Source organism: uncultured Nevskia sp. (genome assembly GCF_903885465.1).
In the GTDB taxonomy this organism is placed as follows: domain Bacteria; phylum Pseudomonadota; class Gammaproteobacteria; order Nevskiales; family Nevskiaceae; genus Nevskia.
In genome coordinates this window covers 1-22,074 of sequence record NZ_CAISIQ010000035.1, presented here as the reverse complement: position 1 = coordinate 22,074, position 22,074 = coordinate 1, and the positions used below count along the sequence as shown (strand labels likewise).

General features: G+C 65.0%; 19 protein-coding genes. 12 read left to right on the top strand and 7 right to left on the bottom strand.

Annotation, left to right across the window (positions count from 1 at the left end):
* From QZY06_RS01310 to QZY06_RS01295, 4 genes are all read right to left on the bottom strand, one after another.
* On the bottom strand, nt 1–687 hold a 687-nt coding region (locus tag QZY06_RS01310; protein WP_367275531.1), incomplete at its 3' end, for a transporter substrate-binding protein.
* Between the two features lie 69 nt (nt 688–756).
* Nucleotides 757–1,866: a hypothetical protein gene (locus QZY06_RS01305; RefSeq protein ID WP_295679177.1), complete on the bottom strand. Its 1,110-nt coding sequence runs from the start codon at nt 1,864–1,866 to the stop codon at nt 757–759.
* Nucleotides 1,867–2,072: 206 nt separating this feature from the next.
* Nucleotides 2,073–2,969: a response regulator transcription factor gene (locus QZY06_RS01300; protein ID WP_295679175.1), complete on the bottom strand. Its 897-nt coding sequence runs from the start codon at nt 2,967–2,969 to the stop codon at nt 2,073–2,075.
* Complete coding sequence (locus tag QZY06_RS01295) at nt 2,966–6,361, bottom strand: ATP-binding protein (RefSeq protein ID WP_295679173.1); 3,396 nt, start codon at nt 6,359–6,361, stop codon at nt 2,966–2,968. The genes QZY06_RS01300 and QZY06_RS01295 overlap by 4 nt, the downstream gene beginning before the upstream one ends.
* A gap of 188 nt (nt 6,362–6,549) precedes the next feature.
* Here QZY06_RS01295 and atzF point away from each other — a divergent pair, with 188 nt between their 5' ends.
* From atzF to QZY06_RS01260, 7 genes are all read left to right on the top strand, one after another.
* Nucleotides 6,550–8,385: an allophanate hydrolase gene (gene atzF, locus QZY06_RS01290; protein ID WP_295679172.1), complete on the top strand. Its 1,836-nt coding sequence runs from the start codon at nt 6,550–6,552 to the stop codon at nt 8,383–8,385.
* 28 nt (nt 8,386–8,413) lie between these two features.
* A complete protein-coding gene (locus tag QZY06_RS01285) occupies nt 8,414–9,097 on the top strand; it encodes a cysteine hydrolase family protein (RefSeq protein ID WP_295679167.1) in 684 nt (227 codons plus the stop codon).
* 59 nt (nt 9,098–9,156) lie between these two features.
* The gene (hpxZ, locus tag QZY06_RS01280; RefSeq protein ID WP_295679164.1) at nt 9,157–9,561 is read left to right on the top strand and encodes an oxalurate catabolism protein HpxZ; all 405 of its coding nucleotides are present in this window, start codon (nt 9,157–9,159) and stop codon (nt 9,559–9,561) included.
* Nucleotides 9,562–9,597: 36 nt separating this feature from the next.
* Nucleotides 9,598–10,302, top strand: a complete 705-nt coding sequence (locus QZY06_RS01275) for a GntR family transcriptional regulator (RefSeq protein WP_295679161.1) — start codon at nt 9,598–9,600, stop codon at nt 10,300–10,302.
* Between the two features lie 559 nt (nt 10,303–10,861).
* Nucleotides 10,862–11,725 carry a hypothetical protein gene (locus QZY06_RS01270; RefSeq protein WP_295679159.1) on the top strand — a complete coding sequence of 288 codons (864 nt, stop codon included), beginning with the start codon at nt 10,862–10,864 and terminating at the stop codon, nt 11,723–11,725.
* A 37-nt stretch (nt 11,726–11,762) separates the two neighbouring features.
* Nucleotides 11,763–12,443, top strand: coding sequence for a cysteine hydrolase (locus QZY06_RS01265; protein WP_295679157.1), 681 nt, complete (start codon nt 11,763–11,765; stop codon nt 12,441–12,443).
* A 47-nt stretch (nt 12,444–12,490) separates the two neighbouring features.
* Complete coding sequence (locus QZY06_RS01260) at nt 12,491–14,083, top strand: regulator (RefSeq protein ID WP_295679155.1); 1,593 nt, start codon at nt 12,491–12,493, stop codon at nt 14,081–14,083.
* 44 nt (nt 14,084–14,127) lie between these two features.
* Here the strand turns inward: QZY06_RS01260 and QZY06_RS01255 are convergent, their stop codons facing one another.
* The 3 genes from QZY06_RS01255 to nadB are packed head-to-tail and all read right to left on the bottom strand — an operon-like array spanning nt 14,128 to nt 17,563.
* Nucleotides 14,128–15,357 carry a molybdopterin molybdotransferase MoeA gene (locus QZY06_RS01255; RefSeq protein WP_295679152.1) on the bottom strand — a complete coding sequence of 410 codons (1,230 nt, stop codon included), beginning with the start codon at nt 15,355–15,357 and terminating at the stop codon, nt 14,128–14,130.
* 15 nt (nt 15,358–15,372) lie between these two features.
* Nucleotides 15,373–15,972, bottom strand: coding sequence for a molybdenum cofactor guanylyltransferase MobA (mobA, locus tag QZY06_RS01250; protein ID WP_295679149.1), 600 nt, complete (start codon nt 15,970–15,972; stop codon nt 15,373–15,375).
* Nucleotide 15,973: 1 nt separating this feature from the next.
* Nucleotides 15,974–17,563 (bottom strand): L-aspartate oxidase, encoded by a 1,590-nt coding sequence (nadB, locus tag QZY06_RS01245; RefSeq protein WP_295679147.1) that lies wholly within the window; start codon nt 17,561–17,563, stop codon nt 15,974–15,976.
* A gap of 131 nt (nt 17,564–17,694) precedes the next feature.
* On the opposite strand from nadB, the gene rpoE reads away from it, so the two are divergent.
* The 5 genes from rpoE to QZY06_RS22095 all read left to right on the top strand — a co-directional run.
* Nucleotides 17,695–18,267, top strand: coding sequence for an RNA polymerase sigma factor RpoE (rpoE, locus tag QZY06_RS01240; RefSeq protein WP_028475816.1), 573 nt, complete (start codon nt 17,695–17,697; stop codon nt 18,265–18,267).
* Nucleotides 18,268–18,411: 144 nt separating this feature from the next.
* Entirely contained in the window at nt 18,412–19,092 is a 681-nt protein-coding gene (locus QZY06_RS01235; RefSeq protein ID WP_295679143.1) for a sigma-E factor negative regulatory protein, read from the top strand.
* Nucleotides 19,092–20,192 carry a MucB/RseB C-terminal domain-containing protein gene (locus tag QZY06_RS01230; protein WP_295679140.1) on the top strand — a complete coding sequence of 367 codons (1,101 nt, stop codon included), beginning with the start codon at nt 19,092–19,094 and terminating at the stop codon, nt 20,190–20,192. The genes QZY06_RS01235 and QZY06_RS01230 overlap by 1 nt, the downstream gene beginning before the upstream one ends.
* 147 nt (nt 20,193–20,339) lie before the next feature.
* Nucleotides 20,340–21,914 carry a Do family serine endopeptidase gene (locus QZY06_RS01225; RefSeq protein ID WP_295679137.1) on the top strand — a complete coding sequence of 525 codons (1,575 nt, stop codon included), beginning with the start codon at nt 20,340–20,342 and terminating at the stop codon, nt 21,912–21,914.
* A partial coding sequence (locus QZY06_RS22095; RefSeq protein WP_367275530.1) for a glutaredoxin family protein occupies nt 21,911–22,074 on the top strand: 164 nt, incomplete at its 3' end. The genes QZY06_RS01225 and QZY06_RS22095, both read left to right, overlap by 4 nt.

Sequence of the window (22,074 nt, the reverse complement as noted above, 5' to 3'; positions counted from 1 at the left end):
GTTGATCGTCGAGACCACCGCCGTCTTCTTGCCGGCCGAACCGAAGGCCTTGATCTTCGACACTTCGCTCTGCCAATCGCTGAAGCCGAACGGCGTGTAGTTGACGATGATGTCTTCGGCCTTCACGCCCTTGGCCTTCAGATAGGCCTCGAGAATCTTGTTGGTGGTGCGCGGATAGACGTAGTCGGTGCCTTCGAGCACCCAGCGCTTCACCTTGAGATCCTTCATCAGATAGTCGACCGCCGGAATCGCCTGCTGATTTGGCGCCGCACCGGTGTAGATCACGTTCCTCGAGGATTCTTCACCCTCGTACTGCACCGGGTAGAAGAGCAGCGAATTGGACTTCTCGAATACCGGCAGCACCGACTTGCGCGACACCGAAGTCCAGCAGCCGAACACGACCGAAACCTTGTCCTTGTCGATCAGCTCGGACGCCTTCTCGGCGAACAGCGGCCAGTTCGACGCCGGATCGACGACCACGGCTTCCAGCTTCTTGCCGAGCACGCCGCCCTTCTTGTTCTGCTCCTCGATCAGCATCAGGACGGTGTCCTTCAGCGTGGTTTCCGAGATCGCCATGGTGCCGGACAGCGAATGCAGCACGCCGACCTTGATGGTGTCGTCGGCAGCCTGGGCGGAAAAGCTCAGCGCTGCGGCGGTTGCCAGCAGTGCCGTCTTGATCAGATTCATCTTCATTGGTTGATCCTCTTGTTGCGTGACGGAGTGACGTTGAGAAATGGAGTGATGAGCGCGTGACGACTAGATCTGAAGCTGGACGCCAACGCCGATCTGGGTGGTGTCCGGCAGGCCGGCATCGAGCTTGCTGTCCTTGTAGAACAGCGAGATGCGGGCATCGAAGGTCTTGATCAGATAGTTGATGTTGAATTCCATCGTCGTCTGCTCGTACTCCGGGCCGAGACCGGTGGAGTCGTTGAAGCGCGCGGCGCCGTACTTGCCGAGGAACTGGACCTTGCCGATGCCGACCTGCTGCGGGAACAGATAGGCAGCGAGGCCGTACCAGCCATTGGAGTCGGTGAAGCTGCCGTCGAAGCCGCCGTAGCCGCCGAGCTTGTCGTAGCGCGCCGCTTCCGCTTCCAGGGTCACGACGCCGCCGTTCGGCAGCTTCTTTTCCATCAGGCCGTCGAGCGTGTAGGCGTGATTGCCGGCCGAGGTCTGACCGGCGAGGCCGACCGACAGCAGATCCTTCGCGCCGTAGTAGGTGCCGTTCAGGTAGTAGCCCGGCTCGGCGTCCCAGAAGTTCAGCTGGACACGGCCGGAAGTCAGCACGGTGCCCTCGCCGAAGGTGCCCGGTGCATCGAACAGGCCGAAGGAAACCTTGGCGATGCCGAAGGTGCCCCAGTAGGCGACGCCGTTCTGGCGGCCCTGGACGATGCCCGGATAGCCGTCCTGCACGCCATCTTCATAGACGTTCCAGTTGCTGGCGTAGAACGGGCCGTAGAGATTGGCGCGGTCGGACGGCGGCAGGAAACGGCCGGCCCAGATGTTGAACTTGTCGCTGAACTCGAAGCGGGCCGCTGCGTCCATCACTTGAAGATTGTTGCTGGCCGACGAGTAATCGGTGTTGAACATGACCTTGATGTTGTCGGTCACCGAACCACCGATGTAGACACGAGCGTTGTTGACGTTGAAGTCGTTGACGGTGTCACCGCCGCCACTCGGATTGGTGCTTTCGAACTGGGTACGCAGACCGGCGCCCAGGCTGATCGGCGGCAGCTTCAGATCGGCCGCTTTGACCGGCGCGGTGCAGATCGTCGCTGCTGCGGCGATCGCGCTCACCGCAGTGAGCTTGAGCATCGTGTTGTTCCCCATTCCCTTGTGCTGCCCCTTGTTGTTGGTCGTCGCTTTCATCGTGTAACTCCCCTGGTTAAGTGTTGAACTGGGATTGCCTGTGTCGAATCGCGGACATAGCTCCGCCCTGCCGGGTCGACGTGACCCCGCTCTGCCGCTTGCCCCCACTACTTGCCCTGATCCGGTGCGTCTGCTGCCCTCTTTCGAGAGCCGCGCACCGTGTTGCTGCTGCTCCTTTTCTTGTTGGTCTCTGGTCGTGTCGGTCCTCAGTTCGGCACGACGCCCAAGCGGCTGCGGTTCAACGCGACGGTGGCTGCAGCCGTCCGCGTTTCCACTCCGAGCTTGGTGAAGATGTGTTCGAGATGCTTGTTGACCGTGCGCGGGCTCATTTCCAGCACGCCGGCGATTTCCGGATTGGTCTTGCCGAGCGCCACCCAGTACAGAACCTCGGCTTCACGCGCGGTCAGCGGCAGCAGGCGCATCAGCGCATCCGGCTCCGGCACCGCTTCGTGGCGCTGCACCAGCAGACGGCGCTCGCCGAGCTTCGAGAACGCCAGCCGCTGGCCGTTGCCCTGCAGGCTGAAATTGGGCGAAGCACCTTCGCCGATCGCCAGCCAGCGCAGCAGCGCCTCGGGCAGACGATGGTCGACGCCGCAGACGCCGACCAGCCAGCTGCGCGCGAGAGGTGTGGCCCAGCTGACCCGGCCGACATCGTCGATCGAGACGATCGCATCGCCGGCGGCGTCGGAAGCCGCTTGAGTCTCGGCGACCAACCGCGCATTGCGCAGATGCGAGGCGATGCGGGCGATCACTTCCTGCGGCCGGATCGGCTTGGTGATGTAGTCGATGCCGCCGGCCTGGAAGCCGCGAACGACGTGATCGGTATCGGTGAGCCCGGTCATGAACACGATCGGGATCGGCCGCGTGGCGAGATCGGCCTTGAAGCGGCGGCAGGTCTCGAAGCCGTCGACGCCGGGCATCATCGCGTCGAGCAGGATCAGATCCGGCGGCTGCAGGCGGGCGCTTTCCAGTGCCGCGAGGCCGCTGGTGGCAACGCGGACCCGATAGCCGGCGCCGTCGAGCGCGTCATGGGCCACGGCGAGATTTTCCGCCACGTCGTCGACGATCAGGATCGTGGCCATGGCATTGCTGTTGATCTTCATTTCGCCTCCGCGCCCAGTGCGCGCAGGTAGTCGCTGAGCTGGAAGGCTTTCACCGAGTTGCGCAGGCGTTCGGTCTGCTGGCGATAACGGGTGTCGATACGATCGATCTCGTCGAGCTTGTCGAGAATGCCGCGCACATGGCCGAGCGCCCCGAGATCGCGCAGCGGTTGCACCAGATGCTCGGGCAGTAGCGGCTCGTTGCCGTCGACGCTTGGCGTGCCGGCGATCCAGACCAGATTCAGCGCTTCGCGAATGCGGCCGAGCAGGGTGGTGACGCTGACCGGCTTGAGCAGATCGTCGCGCGGCGCGATGCCGGCGCCGGCATCGCGGCCGGACTCGAAGGCATCGGCCGAGATGACGATGATCGGCAGCTGCGGCTCGCCCCGGCTTTCATGATGAGCGCGCAGCAGGCGCGCGGTTTCCCAGCCATCGATGCCCGGCATGCCGATGTCGAGCAGCACCAGGTCCGGCCGCACGTGCGGCACCATGCGCAGCGCCTCGATGCCGGAAGCTGCTTCGCTGAGTTCGAAGCCGAGCGGTTCCAGCACGTTGAACAGGAAGCGGCGATCGACCGCTTCGTTGTCGACCACCAGAATCTTCCGGCGCGGGCCGGCGTAGCCATTGATCTCCGGCATCGTCGCCGGCAGTGCGGCGCGCGGCTCGCGCACTTCGGGCAGGAACAGGCGGATCTCGAAGCGGCTGCCGGTGCCCAGGGTCGATTCCACGGTCATCTCGCCGCCCATCAGGGAGGTCAGCATCTTGGCAATCGTAAGACCCAGGCCGGTGCCGGTTTCGCCACGCGCCGAGGCCGCGCTGCCGCGCTCGAACGGCTGGAAGATGCGATCGATCTCGTCGGCCGGAATGCCGATGCCGGAGTCGCGCACTTCAAACGTCGCGATATCACCGCGCCAGCGCAGCCGGAAGTTGACGCCGCCGGCTTCGGTGAACTTCACCGCATTGCCGACGATGTTGATCAGGATCTGGCCGAGGCGCTTCTTGTCGGCACGGACCACGGCCGGCACCTTGCCCTGCTCGTCGTACGCGAAGTTGATGCCCTTGTTGCGCGCCTGCAGCCGGAACATGCCGACCGTCTGGTTGAGGAATTCCGGGAAGCGCAGCTCGTCGATCTCCAGCGCCAGCTTGCCGCTTTCGATGCGGGCGATATCGAGCAGACCATCGACCAGGGACAGCAGGTGATCGCCGCTGCGGCGGATCACCGCGACCGCATCGCGGCGATGCACCGGAATCGAGGGATCGTGATCGAGCATTTCGGCATAGCCGAGGATCGAATTCAGCGGCGTGCGCAGCTCGTGGCTGATGCCGGTGACATAGCGGCTCTTGGCCTGATTGGCGCGATCGGCGGCGAGCTTGGCGGCCTGCAGTTCGATGTCGGTCTTGCGATGGGCATCGATCTCGTGCATCAGCAGCGAGGTCTGGCGGTTCGATTCTTCCTGGGCGACGCGCCGGCTTTCACCGTTGAGCACCAGCCACCAGCAGAGCACGGCGGCGATCACCACCAGCACCGCGTACAGCTTCAGAAAACCGGAACCCAGTGCTTCGTGCAAGGCCAGATTGCTGGCCACCAGCAGCGAGGATTCCTGCACCCAGATCAGCGCCAGCGCGCCGGTCAGCACGCCGGTGACGATGGTCAGCAGCAGTAGATAGTGGCCGAGCCGCGAATCCAGCCGCGCCGAGACGACCTTCGGCAGCAGCTTGGCCAGGGTCGCGGCGATCTGCTCGCGCAGGCTTGCGCCGGGCTTGCAGGCGTCATGGCAGCGGGCATCGAGCGAGCAGCACAGCGAGCAGATGTTGCCGCGATAGGCGGGGCACAGCGCCATGTCCTCGCGCTCGTAAACCTTCTCGCAGATCACGCAGCGGTGCTCGGCGGCAGCCTTCAGCGAAGCGTCCGGCTGGCGGGCGAGGTAATAGCGGCCCTTGGTCGCAAAGGCGATCGCCGGAGCGCAGATGAAGGCAGTGACCAGGGCGATGAACGAGGAGAACGCCTGCGCCATCGGCCCGAACACACCGGTGAACGCAGTGATCGACAGTACCGACGCGATCAGCATGCTGCCGACGCCGACCGGGTTGATGTCGTACAGGTGCGCGCGCTTGAACTCGATGCCCGGCGGGCTCAGACCCAGCGGCTTGTTGATGACCAGATCGGCGACGATCGCGCCGACCCAGGCGATGGCGACATTCGAGTAGAGCCCCAGCACCTGCTCCAGCGCCTTGAACACGCCGAGCTGCATCAGGATCAGCGCGATCGCGACATTGAACACCACCCAGACCACCCGGCCCGGATGACTGTGGGTGACACGGGCGAAGAAGTTCGACCAGGCCAGCGAGCCGGCATAGGCGTTCGTGACGTTGATCTTCAGCTGGCTCAGCACCACCAGCAGCGTCATCGCGCCGAGTGCCAAGGCCGGTGAATCGAACACGTAGCCGAAGCCGATGCGGTACATCTCGGTCGGCTCCAGGGCATTGGCCTGCGGTACACCGGCGCGCAGCGCGATGAAGGCGAGGAAGGCGCCGCCGATCAGGCGGATGGCGCCCATGCCGATCCAGCCCGGACCGGCAAAGATCAGCGAAGCCATCCAGCGCTTGCGGTTGTGCTGGGTCTTCTCGGGCAGGAAACGCAGGAAATCCACCTGCTCGCCGATCTGCGTGATCATCGCCATCAGCACGCTGGCCGCCGCACCAAACTGGATCAGCGAGAACGCCGTGCTCCCGCCTGGTGCAGCGAAATCGGGCAGCTCGCGGGCCAGCTCCGGCGCCTTGACCATCACGAAGATGAACGGCAGCACCAGCAGCACCAGCCACAGCGGCTGGGTCCAGGCCTGCAGGCGCGAAATCAGGGTGATGCCGTGGGTCACCAGCGGAATCACCACCAGCGCGCAGATCAGATAGGCCGGCGTCAGCGGAATGCCGAAACAGAGCTTCAGGGCCAGCGCCATGATCGTCGCTTCGAGCGCGAAGAACAGGAAGGTGAACGAGGCATAGATCAGCGAGGTGATCGTCGAGCCGATGTAGCCGAAGCCGGCGCCGCGAGTCAGCAGATCCATGTCGACGCCGTACTTGGCGGCGTACCAGCCGATCGGCAGGCCTGTCAGGAAGATCACCATCGACACCGCGGCGATCGCCCAGACAGTATTGGTGAAGCCGTAGGACACCAGCAGCGAGCCGCCGATCGCTTCCAGCAGCAGGAAGGAAATCGCACCGAACGCGGTATTGGCAACGCGGAACTCGCTCCACTTGCGCGCGGAGCGTGCGGTGAAGCGCAGCGCGTAGTCCTCCAGCGTTTCGTTGGCCACCCAGGTGTTGTAGTCGCGACGGATCTTGATGATCCGTTGCTCCTGCGGTGCTGCACTGGTGGTGGATGACTTGGCGCTCATAGCCCGATTACGGGCGCAAGAAACGAGCCCCGGAAGAGGCAGCTGAGTACGTCAGATGACGTAGCCGGTGGCGCTTCCCCTGCCTGCGACCCGACGAACTGTTGTTCGGACATCGATTTTTCCGGTTTGGCACATGGCTTGCGAGGTCATGTACGCTTACTTGTATACAAAATTATTGGCAGGCGATCGTGGCACTAGACGCAGTAAACGACATCCCGACTTCCCCTCAGCTTTCGGCCGCGAAACTGCACGCCGAATTGCGTGCCGGCGCGTTGAGCATTGTTGCGCTGAGCCAACGCCTGCTGGCTGCGCGTGAAGCCCTGGCCCGTCCCGAAATCTGGATTTCGCAGCCATCCGACGAAGCCTTGCTGGCCGAAGCGGCTCGGCTCGATGCGCTGTTTGCGGCGGAAGGCGCGGCGATTCTCGATCGTCTGCCGCTGTTCGGCTTGCCGTTCGCGGTCAAGGACAATATTGATGTGGCAGGCCATGCCACCACCGCTGCCTGTCCCGCATTCGCCTACACGCCAGAGCGCTCGGCGACTGCCGTCGAACGCCTGCTGGCGGCCGGTGCGCTCTATGTCGGCAAGACCAATCTCGACCAGTTCGCGACCGGCCTGGTCGGCACCCGCTCTCCTTATGGGGCGGTGCGCAATGCAGTCGATCCTGACTATGTATCGGGCGGATCGAGCGCCGGTTCGGCGGTCGCGGTTGCGCTCGGCCTCGCGGTGTTCGCGCTCGGCACCGATACCGCTGGCTCCGGCCGAGTGCCGGCCGGCTTCAATGGCATCGTCGGCCTGAAGCCGAGCATCGGCCTGGTGTCGACGGCTGGCGTCGTGCCAGCCTGTCGCAGCCTCGATTGCGTGTCGGTGTTCGCGAGCAGTGTCGCCGATGCCTGGCAGGTGCTGGCGGTGATCGCCGGGCCGGATGGCGATGATTCGCGCTCGCGCAGCTTGCCGATGGCCGCGCCCTTGCCGCGTGGCGTGTGCATCGGTTTCGATGCGCAGCCGGAATTCTTTGGCGATGCTCAAGCGTCTGCTGCCTATGAAAAGGCGCTGGTGGCGCTGCGCACCGATACCGCGATCGGCCAGATCGATCTCGATCTGAGCCCGCTGACCGCTGCCGCCGAACTCCTTTATCAAGGCCCGTGGATCGCCGAGCGGCGCCTGGCCGTCGGCGACTTGCTGCAGACCCAGCCGGACGCGATCGATCCGGTGGTCCGCAGTGTCATTGCCGATGGCGCGACGTTCAGCGCCGAAGACCTGTTCGCGGCCTCGTATCGCATGGCCGGCTATCGCGCGGCGGCGGTGCGGATGTTCGATGGCATCGACGCGCTGCTGGTGCCGACGGCGCCGACGCATCCGCGCATCGCCGAGGTGCAGGCCGATCCGATCGGCCGCAACAGCCAGCTCGGCTACTACACCAACTTCGTCAATCTGCTCGATCTCGCCGCGATCGCGATTCCGGCGTCGCCGCGGGCCGATGGTCTGCCGTTCGGTCTGACTTTGATTGGCCCGGCCGGCAGCGACCATCGGCTGGCGGTGCTGGCGCTGCGTTTGCAGCAGGCGTTCGGTGATCAGCCGGCCGGCGCGGCGCCGCGTCTTGCGGCCGATCCGCTGCCGTTCGCGGAGCCGACAATTTCGGTTGCCGTGGTCGGCGCGCATCTTGCCGGTCAACCGCTGAACTGGCAGCTGATCGAATGCGGTGCGCGCTGCACCGCGCTGACCCGCACCGCATCGCGCTATCGCCTCTATGCGCTGGCCAACACGACGCCGGCCAAGCCCGGACTGGTGCGGGTCGACGAGGAAGGCGAGGCGATCGAGGTCGAGGTCTGGGAGATGCCGCAGCGGCAGTTCGGCCGGCTGATGGCCCAGGTCGGTGCGCCGCTCGGCATCGGCTCGCTGGAGCTGGCGGACGGCAGCTCGGTCAAGGGTTTCATCTGCGAGCCGATCGCAGTGCGCGGCGCGGTCGACATCACGCATCACGGCGGCTGGCGCCGCTACCTGGCGGCCAATCGGGCCGCCTGAACTCCATCTTCGACAAGGACGTACAGCCATGACTTTCCAGACCGTTGCCGCCGAACCCTACGCCTGGCCCTGGAACGGTGATTTCACGCCGGCCAATACCGCATTGATCGTCATCGACATGCAGACCGACTTCTGCGGCATCGGCGGCTATGTCGACAGCATGGGTTATGACCTGTCGCTGACCCGCGCGCCGATCGCGCCGATCAAGATGCTGCTGACCCGGATGCGCGCGCTCGGTTTCACCATCATCCACACCCGTGAAGGCCATCGGCCGGATCTGTCCGACCTGCCGGCGAACAAGCGCTGGCGCTCGCGGCAGATGGGAGCCGGCATCGGCGATCCCGGCCCCTGCGGCAAGATCCTGGTTCGCGGCGAACCGGGCTGGGACATCATCCCGGAGCTGTATCCGGAACCGGGTGAGATCGTTCTCGACAAGCCGGGCAAGGGCAGCTTCTGCGCCACCGATCTGGAACTGATCCTGCGCACCCAGGGCATCGTCAATATCGTGCTGACCGGCATCACCACCGATGTCTGCGTGCACACGACGATGCGCGAAGGCAATGACCGCGGCTTCGAATGCATCTTGATCGAGGACTGCTGCGGCGCCACCGATCACGGCAATCATCTGGCGGCGCTGAAGATGGTCAAGATGCAGGGCGGCGTGTTCGGTGCGGTGGCCACTTCGTCGGCGTTCCTGGCGGCGCTGGGATAGACGCTCGGTTCAGAGATTCACGCTGGCAGTTCAAGGCTGCCACCGGCATCCTTCCGTTCATGGAACCCGATTCGATCAACCGCCCCGAGGTGCTGGCATCGCTGCGCGCCGCATTCAATGCCTACGAAGCCGCGCTGCTGCGTCACGACGTCGCCGCGCTCGATGCCTTCTTCGATGACGATCCGCAAACGGTGCGCTACGGCGTCGCCGAACTCGGCTACGGCATCGACGCCATCCGCCACTATCGCGCCACGGCAGCGCCGGTCCATCCCGAGCGTAGCCTGCGCAACATCGTGATCCGCAGCTTCGGTCAGGACACGGGCAGCGCCTGCTGCGAATTCCTGGCGCCGGATACCGCGATGATCGGCCGCCAGACCCAGACCTGGGTGCGCATCGCCGGTGCCTGGCGCATCGTTGCGGCGCACGTCAGCCTGCTGAATCCCGAGGCTCTCTTGCCAAGCTAGACTGCGGCCAACCCCGCTTACCCCACCTGCACGAATATGGCGCAGCAGCCCGCCAATCCACTGGCCGAACAGGTCTACATCCGGATCAAGGACGAAATCTTCGATTTCCACTTGCTGCCGGGCGATCGCTTCACCGAAACCGATCTGTCGCTGCGCCTCGGCGTGTCGCGCACGCCGGTCCGCGATGCGCTGTACCGCCTGCGCCGCGAGGGTTATCTGGAAGTGGGTTACCGAAGCGGCTGGAGCGTGGTGCCCTTCGATTTCGAACGCTTCGACGAGCTCTATGATCTGCGCATCATGCTCGAGGAAACGGCAGTCGAACGGCTCTGCCAGGTCGAGGGTGAACAGCCACTCGCTGGCCTGAAGGCCGTCTGGCTGGTGGCCGAAGATCAACGCGAAACCGATTCGCACAAGATGGCCGCGCTCGACGAAGCCTTCCATTGCACCCTGGTGGAAGCCGCCGGCAATCGCGAGATGCTGCGCGTGCACCGCGAGCTGACCGAGAAGATCCGCATCATCCGCCGGCTCGATTTCCTCAAGGACAACCGGATCTCGGCGACCTACGACGAGCACGCGAAAATCCTGCGCCTGATCCTGCGCCGCAAGAGCACCGAGGCCGCGATCCTGCTTCGCTCGCACATCACCCAGAGCAAGAACGAAGTCCGCAAGATCACCCTGCACATGCTCCACGAAGCGCGCGGCGCGATGCAGCGTGGCAGCGAGATGGCGTCGGCCCGATAGCGCGCTGCTCCTGATCGTTTGAATCCCCGGCGCCTTCGTGCGCCAGCCTGCGACGGACCGCACCAGCGTGGAGCGGCCTGCGCACTCATAGGTCGGCCTGCTTGAAAGCCCTCTCCCTTCGGGAGAGGGTTGGGTGAGGGACGGCTCTCATCGAACCGGGCATCTGCCTCGTCTGGCAGCGCCCCTTACCCCCGAACGTATGCGTTCGGCTTCTCCCGGTGGGAGAGGGCTAACTCGCTGATCAGCCTAGGCTTTCAGCCGATTGCAGCGGGCCGGCATTTCATCCCTTCCCCTCATCAAATCACTTGGGCGACGCATCGCGCCGGACTTGGCACGAGCTGTGCTCTAGGAAAAATACAAACTTGCATACAAATAAGAATTCAACATCGGTGATCGATGTTGCCTGGCCTCGGAGGGGAGGCATCTGCTGACAGCGTAGCGTCAGCGGCAGGCGACGCGGAGCCGGTTCATCCATTGAAACCGGACCTCCGGGGAGTACGCGATGCGCGAGAAAATTCGAGCTGGGATTCGGGGAGCAGTAGCAGTACTGGCGGTTGGCTTGCTGGCTTTGGCGTCGCTGACAACCCGGGCGGCCGATGCCGCGCCGGGATCGGCGATCCACGGCTTCGGTGACATGACGTTCAAGAACGACTACATCACGCCGCGCGGTCTGCTGGTGACCAATCAGGGCGTGACCACGCAGATCCTGGGTGGGCTGGTGTTCCTGACGCCGGGCAATACCTCGATCGTCGCTGGCGCCTGGAACGACATCAATTCCGATCCGGCCAAGTACGTCGGCCCGACCAGGACCGGCGCCTGGAACGAGTTCGATTACTTCGTCGGCCTCAACTGGCAGGCCACGCAGAACCTGAAGCTGGGCGTCAGCTACGTGGTTTTCCTGAGCCCGCCGGATGCGTTCCAGACCGAGCACAACATCGAGTTCAGCTTCAACTACAAGGACCCGTATTCGATCAATCCCTACCTGAAGGTGTTCTGGGCGGTCGGCGGTGATTCCACCGTGGTGCTCGGCCGCCGCGGCGATACCTTCGATGTCGAGATCGGTGCGGCGCCGAGCTACACCTTCAAGTCATCCGGCGTGACGATTTCCGCACCGACCTGGATCACTGTCGGCCCGTCGAGCTACTGGTGCGATTCGAATGCCGGCGCGGCGCAGTTCGCGGCGAGCATCAAGGGCCGCGGCTGTGCTGACAGCAATTTCGGCGTGTTCTCCACCGGCCTGAAAGCCTCGATCCCGATCACCGCGATCGGCCCGCAGTACGGGTCGTGGTCGTTCAACACCGGCGTGCAGTACTACAACGTGCTGAATGATTCGCTGGTCGACGCGCAGGCGCTGACGGTCAACTCGCCGAAGGGTTATCGCAACGTGATCGTGCCGTTCGCCGGCTTCGGTTTCGGCTTCTAGCCACGCGCCTGCCCCGACTTTTGCGAGGCGATCGTCCATGAACACCAAAGCCATCGAAATCGCCGCCGAGCCGTATCCGTTTCTGTTCGACCCGGCGGTGTGCGCGCTGCTGATCATCGACATGCAGCGGGATTTCCTCGAGCCCGGCGGCTTCGGCGAAATGCTCGGCAACGATGTTTCGCAGCTACGGCGAACCATCGAGCCGAACCGCCGGCTGCTCGCCGCCTGGCGTGAAGCCGGGCTGCTGGCGATGCATACCCGCGAAGGGCATCGGGCCGATCTGTCCGATCTGCCGCCGTGCAAGAAGATTCGCGGCCGTGCCGCGCAGAGCATCGGCGACCGCGGCCCGATGGGACGGATCCTGATTCGCGGCGAAGCGGGGCAGGACATCATTTCCGAGCTGTATCCGCTGCCCGGCGAGCCGGTGATCGACAAGCCCGGCAAGGGCGCGTTCTGGGCGACGGACCTCCACGCGATCCTGCAGCACCAGGGCATCAAGCAGCTGGTGGTCACCGGCGTCACCACCGAGGTCTGCGTCAACACCACGGTCCGCGAAGCGAACGATCGCGGCTACGACTGCTACGTGCCGGAAGACTGCGTCGGCAGCTACTACCCCGAATTCCAGGATTACGGCCTGCGGATGATCAAGGCGCAGGGCGGCATTTTCGGCTGGGTGGGGCGCTCGGACAGCTTGATCGCGGCATTGAAACCCATCTGATTTCCGAACTGTTTTCAGGGCTCAACAAGCAACACGAGGGCATCGACATGGCAAGCACCGCGACACCATCCAGCTTCAAGCCCGCACTCTGGGTTCCGGGTGACTGGAACGCGTTCTTCGGCTTCGGCACCAACATCCTGGTCAACATGCTCACGCTCACGGCGCTGCTGCGCTATGTGCTGAAGCTGCCGGACGAGCTGATCTTCGGCCGCATCCTGCCGGCCACCGGCCTGATGCTGTTCCTGTCGACGATGTATTACGCCTGGCTCGGTTACGGCCTGGCCAAGAAGGAAGGTCGCAATACGGTCTGTGCACTACCTTCGGGCATCAGCGTGCCGCATATGTTCGTGGTGGTGTTCGTGATCATGCTGCCGATCGCCTCGCTGACCGGCGATCCGATCAAAGGCTGGGAAGCGGGCCTGACCTGGGTGTTCGTGCAGAGCTTCGTGCTGATGGCCGGTGGCTACATCGCGCCGTACATCAAGATGATCACGCCGCGCGCAGCCCTGCTCGGCGCGCTCGCCGGGGTCTCGATCGCTTTCATCTCGATGCGCCCGGCGCTGGAGATGTACACCGATCCGGTGATCGGCATCGTCTGCTTCGCAATCCTGCTGGCCAGCTGGTTCGGCGGCGTGCGCTACTTCAAGGGCTTGCCGGCGGGCTTGATCGCGATCGCCGTCGGCTCGCTGATCGCCTGGGGCGGCCTGGCGTTCGGCTTCAACTTCGGCGGCATGAGTGTGGCCAAGCTCGGTGACTCGTTCGCCAGCTTCGGCTTCTCGGTGCCGTTGCCGGTGTTCGGCCACATCTTCTCCGGCTTCCAGTTCATCGCCGTGATCCTGGTCACCGCGATTCCGTTCGGCATCTACGATCTCGTCGAAGCGATGGACAACGTCGAATCCGCCGAAGCCGGCGGCGACAAGTTCCCGACCACGCGGGTGATCACGGCCGATGGCGTGATCAGCCTGATCGGCTGCTGCCTCGGCAATCCGTTCATCAACGCGGTGTACATCGGCCATCCGGGCTGGAAGGCGATCGGCGGCCGGCTCGGCTATTCGGCGGCGACCGGCGTCATGGTGCTGGTGCTGAGTTGGTTCGGCATCCTGGCCTTGATGAGCGCGATGATTCCGCTGGTGGCGATCTCGCCGATCCTGCTCTATATCGGCATGCTGATCGGCGCCCAGGCCTTCCAGGAAACGCCGCGCAGACACGCGCCGGCGGTGATCATCTCGCTGATTCCGCAGGTCGCCGGCTGGGGCAAGCTGATGATCGACAACGCGCTCGGCGCGGCCGGCACCAACGCGGCAACGGTGGGCCTCGACAAGCTGGCCGGCACCGGCGTGCTCTATCACGGCCTGGAAATCCTCGGCAGCGGCGCAATCCTGACCAGCCTGATCCTCGCCGGCCTCACCGCCTGCATGATCGACCGGACATTTGCCAAGGCCGCGATGTTCTCGCTGGCCGGTGCGGTGATGACCTTCTTCGGCTTCATGCACAGCGAAGCGATCGGCATCGCCAAGACCCCGGCGGTGGCGATCGCCTATCTCGGCGTGGCGGCGATTCTCTACGGCTGCGCGAAATACTCGGGCGTCAAGGCGCGTGAGCCGGAGCCGGTGCATGGCGATGAGGCGGTCGCGCATTGAACCTGCTTGGCTCCTTCCCCCGATTGCGGGGGAAGGAGCTGCTGTTACTCCGGCAGCGCAATCCAGCGCAGCACCGACCCTGCCGGAACGTTCTCATCGCCGGACTCAACCCACACCAGCACATCGGCACGGCCGAGGTTGCTGAGCATGTGCGAATCCTGATACGGCAGCGGGTTCAGACGGGCGACGCCTTGCGCGTCATGACGCAGGCCCATGCGCACCAGTCGGGCGCGTTCCTCGTCGCGTTCGACTTGCAGATCGACCACGCCAGTGGTCCAGCCGAGATCCGGCAGCGGCTCGCCATCCAGACAGGCGAGTACCAGGCGCGCGTGCAGCACCATGCCGATCAGCACCGCGCCGGGGTTGCCAGGTAGCGCCAGCATCACCCGCTGCTGCGTCTTGTCTTCGCGGATGCCGAAGAACATCGGCTTGGCCGGCTTCTGGGCGACTTTCCAGAACACTCTTTGCACGCCGAGTGATTCAGCAGCAGCCGGCAGGAAATCCTTGTCGCCGACTGACGCGCCGCCGGAGGTGATGACCAGATCGGCTTCATCGAACGCTTGCGCGAGTGCGGCGCGAACCGCGGCTGGATCGTCCGGCAGATGCTCGGCGGCCGGTGCGTCATAGCCCCAGCTGCGCAGCAACGCAGCGATCAGCGGGCCATTGGAATCGTGGATCTCGCCCGGCTTCAACGCGCTGCCGGCCGGGCGTACTTCGTCGCCAGTGACGAAGACGCGAATACGTGGCCGGCGATGCACTTGCACGGTCTGCACTTCGGCATTGACCAGCGAAGCGAGCAGGCCGGGTCCGATGCGATGGCCGGCGCCAGCGAGCACGGTGCCTCTGGCAAGTTCCTCGGCCTGCGGGCGAACATTGCGGCCGGCGTTGAATGGCGCGGTGAAGGTCAGTTCACCGTCGAGCAACATGGCGCGCTCCTGGGCAATCATTGCGTCGGCGCCGCGCGGCATCATTGCGCCCGTGAAGATGCGCGCCGCGCTTGCCGGCGGCAGCTCTGGCTGCACGGCTTGGGCGCTGGCAGCGACCTGCAGTGCAATCGGCAGGCGCACCGGATTCGCCGGTGTTGCCGCCGCCACATCGGCCGAGCGCAGCGCATAGCCATCAAGTGCGCTCTGCGCAAAGCGCGGCAGATCGGTTTGTGCGCTTGCAGCCTCGGCAAGCACGGCGCCGAGTGCGTGCAGTGTCGGCACTGTCTCCACCGGCAGCGGACGCAAGCTTCGGCCATAGGCGGCGAGGGCGTCTTCGAGCGGGATCATGGTTCTTGTCCTGATTCAGATGCCGCTGTCTAGGGTATCCGCCAGACGCAATTCTGCGTCCTGCCATTCCTCCGGCGTGTTGGCGCTCCAGGCCCAGCGCGGCCATTCCGGGAACGCGGCGATCGCGGTTGCATGGCGAGCAAACCATTCGCGCGGCGTGCGGCCGCCGGCGGCGAGATAGGCGCGCAGATCATCGAGCAGCGCGCGCGGCACCAGGCAGCACAGCGGCTGCGGGCCGAGGCCGTCGTCGGCGTAGGCGATCATCGCCTTGCTGGATCGGCGGGCGGCGTCGAGGCGTGCGCCGAGATCGTCCGGTAGCAGAGGCGCATCGCCGGGTACGCAGAGCAGATCGTCGGTCGTGCTTGCGGAGAGGCCCGCGGCGAGTCCGGCCAGCGGTCCGCAGAGGGCGTAGGCGCCGTCGTCGACCACCGGCAGACCATAGGCCGCGTACTGCGCGAAATTGCGATTGGCGCTGATCAGAATGTCGCCAGCCTGCGGGGCGATGCGTTCGAGCACGCGCTCGATCAGCAGCCGGCCGGCCAGCGGCTGCAGCGGCTTGTCGACGCCGCCGAGGCGGCTGCCCGCACCGCCGCAGAGCAGCAGTGCGCCGACCATGTCAGGGCGTCAGCACGGTTGGCGTTGCCACCGCATCGGTGGCCGGAAAATCGAGTGTGTAGTGCAGGCCGCGGCTTTCCTTGCGGGCGAGCGCGGAGTCGACGATCAGCTCGGCGACGGTCACCAGATTGCGCAGTTCGATCAGGTGATGGCCGACGCGATAGTGCTGGTAGAACTCGATGATCTCGCGCTTCAGCAGATGCACGCGGTGGCGTGCGCGCAGCAGGCGCTTGGTGGTGCGGACGATGCCGACGTAGTCCCACATGAAGGTGCGCAGTTCCAGCCAGTTGTGGCTGACCACGACGTCTTCATCGGAATCCGAGACCCGAGATTCATCCCAGGGCTTCAGCGGCGGCGGCGCTGCCATCGCCGGCAGTTCGCGGATCAGATCGGCAGCGGCGGCTTCGGCGAACACCAGGCATTCGAGCAGCGAGTTCGAGGCCAGACGGTTGGCGCCGTGCAGGCCGGTGCTGGCGCATTCGCCGGTCGCGTACAGGCCGGCAAGATCGGTGCGGGCATCGAGATCGGTGACGATGCCGCCGCAGGTGAAGTGCGCCGACGGCACCACCGGAATCGGCGAGGTGGTGATGTCCAGGCCGAGCTTCAGGCAGTGGGCGTGGATCGACGGAAAATGCTCGCGCACGAAGCTGGCCGGCTTGTGCGAGATATCGAGCCAGACATGCTTGACGCCGAGGCGCTTCATCTCGTGGTCGATCGCCCGGGCGACGATATCGCGCGGTGCCAGTTCGCCGCGTTCGTCGAAGCGCGGCATGAAGCGTTCGCCGACCGAGCCGTCCGGATTCGGCACGTGCAGGGTGGCGCCTTCGCCTCTGAGCGCTTCGGAGATCAGGAAGGAGCGCGAATCGCCGTGGTAGAGCGTGGTCGGATGGAACTGCATGAATTCCATGTTCGACACCCGGCAGCCGGCCCGCCAGGCCATCGCGATGCCATCGCCGCTGGCGCCGAATGGGTTCGACGAATACAGGTAGACCTGATTGGCGCCGCCGGTGGCGACGATCACCGCTTTCGCCGGCACCGCTTCGATCGCCTTGCTCTTGCGGTCGTAGAGGTAGGCGCCATGGACGCGCTTGGCGGCCTTGTCGACGATCAGGTCGACGGCAACGCTGCGTTCGCGGACGGTGATCAGCGGGTGCGCCTCGGCCAGCGAGGCGAGGGTGGTTTCGACGGCGTGGCCGGTGGCATCGGCGGCATGGACGACCCGGCGATGGCTGTGGCCGCCTTCGCGGGTCAGGTGCAGACGCTGGCCACGGAGTTCGCCGTCGGCATGGGTGAACACCACGCCCTGATCGACCAGCCAGGCGATGCATTCCGGGCCGCGCTCGACGGTGAAACGCACGGCCGCCTCGTCGCACAGGCCGGCGCCGGCGATCAGGGTGTCGCGGACGTGGGCCTCGACGGAATCGTCCTCGTCGAGCACGGCGGAGATGCCGCCCTGGGCCCAGAGCGTCGAGCCGCTGGCCAGCGTGCCCTTCGATACGACGCATACCGCGTGGCCCGCCTCGGCAAGGCGTAACGCGGCGGACAGACCAGCAGCGCCGCTGCCGAGGATCAGCACATCAGTGGCGTTCACGCAGAGAGAGGCCTGGCTTGCTAGAATTTAGTCGTCATACGACCACGACAAGTCGCGGAGTTTAGCCAGATTCTTAGCCAGATTCCCCGAATGCGCGGGTGTGCGGCACCCGTGTCATCCTCCAGCCGCGCATGAGCCCTGACCTTACCGACGAACAACTGGTTGTCCTTGCGCAGCAGGGAGACATGCGCGCGTTCGAAATGCTGGTGCGCAAGTACCAGCACAAGATCGTGCAGCTGGTCAGCCGTCTGGTCGGTGACGGCGACGCCCATGACGTGGCGCAGGAAACCCTGATCAAGGCCTGGCGGGCCTTGAAGGGGTTCCAGGGTAATAGTGCGTTCTATACCTGGCTGTACCGGATCGGCATCAACACGGCGAAGAATCACCTGGTGTCCAGAGGCCGCCGGCCGTCTAATCAGGACATCGATATCGCCGACGCCGAGCTGTACGGCCATACCGAGCAGTTGTCGGACATCGACACGCCGGAATCGCTGCTGCTGTCGGACGAGATCAAGGAAAAGGTTGGCGAGGTAATTGCCAAGCTGCCACCGGATCTGCGTCAGGCGATCGTGCTGCGCGAACTCGAAGGTTTGAGCTACGAAGAAATCGCCGAAGCGATGGATTGCCCGATCGGCACGGTGCGCTCGCGCATCTTCCGGGCACGCGAGGCGATTGATGCGGTGGTCAATCCGTTGATGAACTAATGACGAATTGGCGGTCAGAGCATGTATGGGTCTGCAATGCCGATGTTGTTCAAGAAATTTTGCTGTTTCGTTGCTGGAACTTTTTCGTTCAGCTGTGGTTAATGTCCCAGTCATGGTTGGTAGTCCGAGGCCGGAATGAGCGCAATGTCTGAAGAACTGCTGTCAGCCTTGTTGGATGGTGAGTGCACGCCAGCCGAAGCGGAGGCAGTGCTTGCGGCGATCGAACGATCGCCGGCGCTGAAAGCCCGCTGGAGCCGCATGTGCCTGACCCGGGACGCGCTGGCCGGCGTTGCCGTGGCCAAGCCATCGTTCGACTTCGCAGCCGGCGTCATGGCGGCCATTGCCAGCGAAGCGCAGGCCGAGGCCTCCATCGAAGTTAATCCTCGCGTCGTGCCGCTGCGCCGTCCGGCCGTGGTGGCCCAGCCGGCCCCGGTGGTTCAGCCGCAGCGAGTGGCTGCTCGCCGCCGCTGGCAGCCGATCACCGGTCTGGCCGCTGCCGCGTCGATCGCGGCTGTCGCCCTGATCGGTGGCCGCGCGCTGCTGAATACGCCGGTTGACGATGGCGCGGTGGCATCGGGTGGCTCGGAGGTCACCGCGTCGGTCAATCCGAACATCGTCAAGGTCAGCGCCGACGGCGAGATCAGCGGAGCTGGCGTGCAGGATTCGCGCTGGGCTCAGCTCGACAAGGAAACCGCTCGTCAGCTCAACGACTACCTGCTGGAACACTCGAACTCGCGCGCCGATGCCGGCATGGGCGGTGCGCTCGGTTACGCGCGCCTTGCGGTGCGCACTGCGGACTATCGGCCGGCTGACGGTAGTCGCTGATGCGTCGCCTGCTTCTCTGCGCGGGCGTCGTTTGTGCCAGCACAGCCGCGGCCGCGGAAATCGATCCCGGCGCCCTCCTGGTGCAGTCTGCTGAAGCTTCGCGGACCAGCAACTATCAGGGCGTGGTGATCTATCGCGGCGATGAACGCTTTGAAGTGTTGCGCGTCCATCATCGCTTCCAGGACGACAGCGAGCGCGAGCGCATGGTGTCGCTGACCGGTGAACCCCGGCAGCTGGTGCGCATCGACAATCGCCTGATCTGCATCCTGCCGAAAGGTCGGGCAATGAGCGTCGAGCGGCCGAGTCTGAAAGGCTTTCTCGCTCAGCTGACGCCCGAAAGAGTCGAAAAGCTCAAGGCGTTCTACGAATTCCGCAGCGAAGGCGAGGGTCGCATCGCTGGCCGGTTGTGCGATGGCGTCACCGTGCGGCCGAAAGATCAGTACCGCTACGGTTACGAAGTCTGGACCGATCAGGAAACCCATCTGCCGCTCAAGGTCAGCCTGACCGGGCCGAAGGGGGAAGTGTTGGAACAGGTGATGTTCACCGAAGTGTCGTTCCCGAAATCGATCCCCGATGACGCCTTCGAAACCGAAGTCGACATCCGCAAGTTCACCTTGATCACCCGCAACCTGCCCAAGCTCGATCAACTGCCGGCGCCGAGCCAGCACGGTGATCCGCAGGTGTCGTTCTCGAAACTGCCGCCGGGGTTCACGGTGGTGTCCCACGACGATCGTCCGCTGCCGGGCGGCGCCGGCAATGTCGAACATCTGCTGCTGTCCGACGGCCTGTCGGCGGTATCGGTGTTCTCGACCGTCCAGTCGCGCGAAGAAAAGGTGCTCAGCGGCGTTTCCCACATGGGCCCGGTGCAGGCCTATGGCCGCGTGGTCGGCAGCTTTCACGTCACCATCGTCGGCGAAGTGCCGGGCTCGGCGATCCGCATGATCGGTGACAACCTGCGCGTGCCGCTGCCGGGGCCCGCGAACTCGGGCGTGGTCGCACCGCCTCGTTCCGATGCCGTGTCGAACCAGTCGATCAGCGCGCCTGCCGACCCGCAGCCGATCATCCCGCCGGATCTTGTGCCGGGTGTCAGCCCGCACTGATCTCGCTGCTCGACGAGGCCGATGACCGGCCTTGTTGCTGCGCCGATGCGGCCCATGTTCAACTGCCGCCCTGCAGCTCATCTTCTTATCTGACTGCCTCGCGACCGGCCTGCTGCCGACGTGGCATTTCCCTCCGGGAGTTTCAAGATGCGTATCGTCGCCGGCCCCTCACGCGCCGTGCTGTTCCTGTCCTTGGCTGCTGCCGTCTTGCTGTCGGCCTGTTCTTCCGAGCGCTCCGCCGGCCTGCCGGAACTGGCCGGCCTGGTCGAGAAAGTCAGCCCCTCGGTGGTCAACATCAGCGCCATGCCGGCGGAACCCGAGCAGGTCGCAAGCGGATCCGGCAGCGACGGCCGCCCGGTGCCGGATTGGCTGAAGAAATTCCTCGACGAACACGGCAATCAGGCGCCGGGCAAAGGTGCCGATGGCGCAGCACCCGGCAGTTCGCCGGACGATGGCCGCAGCGATAGCGAAGATTCCGAGGAAGGTCCGGATCTCGGCAGTCCGGATGGCGGCCCGGATGGGGGCTTCGGCGGCGAACAGTCGCTCGGCTCAGGTTTCATCCTGTGGGCCGATGGCTACATCATCACCAACCACCATGTGGTCAAGAACGCCAAGGAAATCGTCGTGCGGCTGTCCGACCGCCGCCAGTTCCCGGCCGAGCTGGTCGGCAGCGACGAGCGCAGCGATCTGGCGCTGCTGAAGATCGATGCCAAGGACCTGCCGGCCGTGAAGCTCGCCGACAGCCGCAAGACCCGGGTCGGCGATTGGGTGCTGGCGATCGGCTCACCGTTCGGCTTCGATTACACGGTGACCGCCGGCATCATTTTGGCGAAGGGCCGCAACCTCGATACCGAGCAATACGTGCCGTTCATCCAGACCGACGCGGCGGTAAATCCGGGCAATTCCGGTGGCCCGCTGTTCAACCTGAAAGGCGAAGTCGTCGGCGTCAATTCGCAGATCTATAGCCAGAACGGCGGTTTCCAGGGCGTGGCCTTCGCGATCCCGATGGACGTTGCAGCCAAGGTCGCCAAATCGCTGAAGGAAACCGGCCGGGTGCGGCGCGGCTGGCTCGGCATCGTCATGCAGGAAGTCGACCGCAACCTCGCCAAGTCCTTCGGCATGGACAAGCCGGGTGGCGCGCTGATTGCCCGCATCCTGCCGGACAGCCCGGCCGAGCAGGCGGGCCTGAAGGCCGGCGACGTGGTCATGAAGTACAACGGCCAGGATGTCATCAGCTACCGCACGCTGAAGCCGCTCGTCGGCAGCAGCCAGCCCGGCGACACGATCACGCTCGACCTGCTGCGCGACCGCAAGCTGATCACGATCAAGGTCGAGGTCGGCACACTGGAAGCCGACGATGCGCCGCCGGCGCCGTCGGGCAAGCCGGCCGGGCCGACCGAGCCGAAGTCGCTGCCGGCCGACCGCCCGCTCGGCGCGACGGTTGTCGCGCTGACCGACGACGAGCGCCGCACGGCGAAGGTCGTCTCCGGCGGCGTGCGCGTCACCGAGGTGCTGCCGGGTCCGGCGCGCGACGCCGGCCTGATCGTCAGCGATGTCGTGCTGTCGATCGCCGGTCAGGAGATTGCCAGCACGGAGCGCTTTGCCGAAGTCGTGGGCCGGCTCACGCCGGGCCAGTCGGTGCCAATGCTTGTGCAGCGGCAGGGCGCGCCGCTGTTTTTGGCACTCTCGGTCCCGGCCAAGACGCCCGCTGCCGCGCCTTGAGCCGTCTGCTGCTGCTGAGCCGGGACGGCTGCTGCCTCTGCGAGACCTTCGTCGAGGCGATGCACGCGGAGTTTCCGCAGCTCGCGGAGGTCGTCGACGTGGCCGATGTCGACAGCCGCCCGGGCTGGCAGGGGCGCTGGGGCCAGCTGATCCCGGTGCT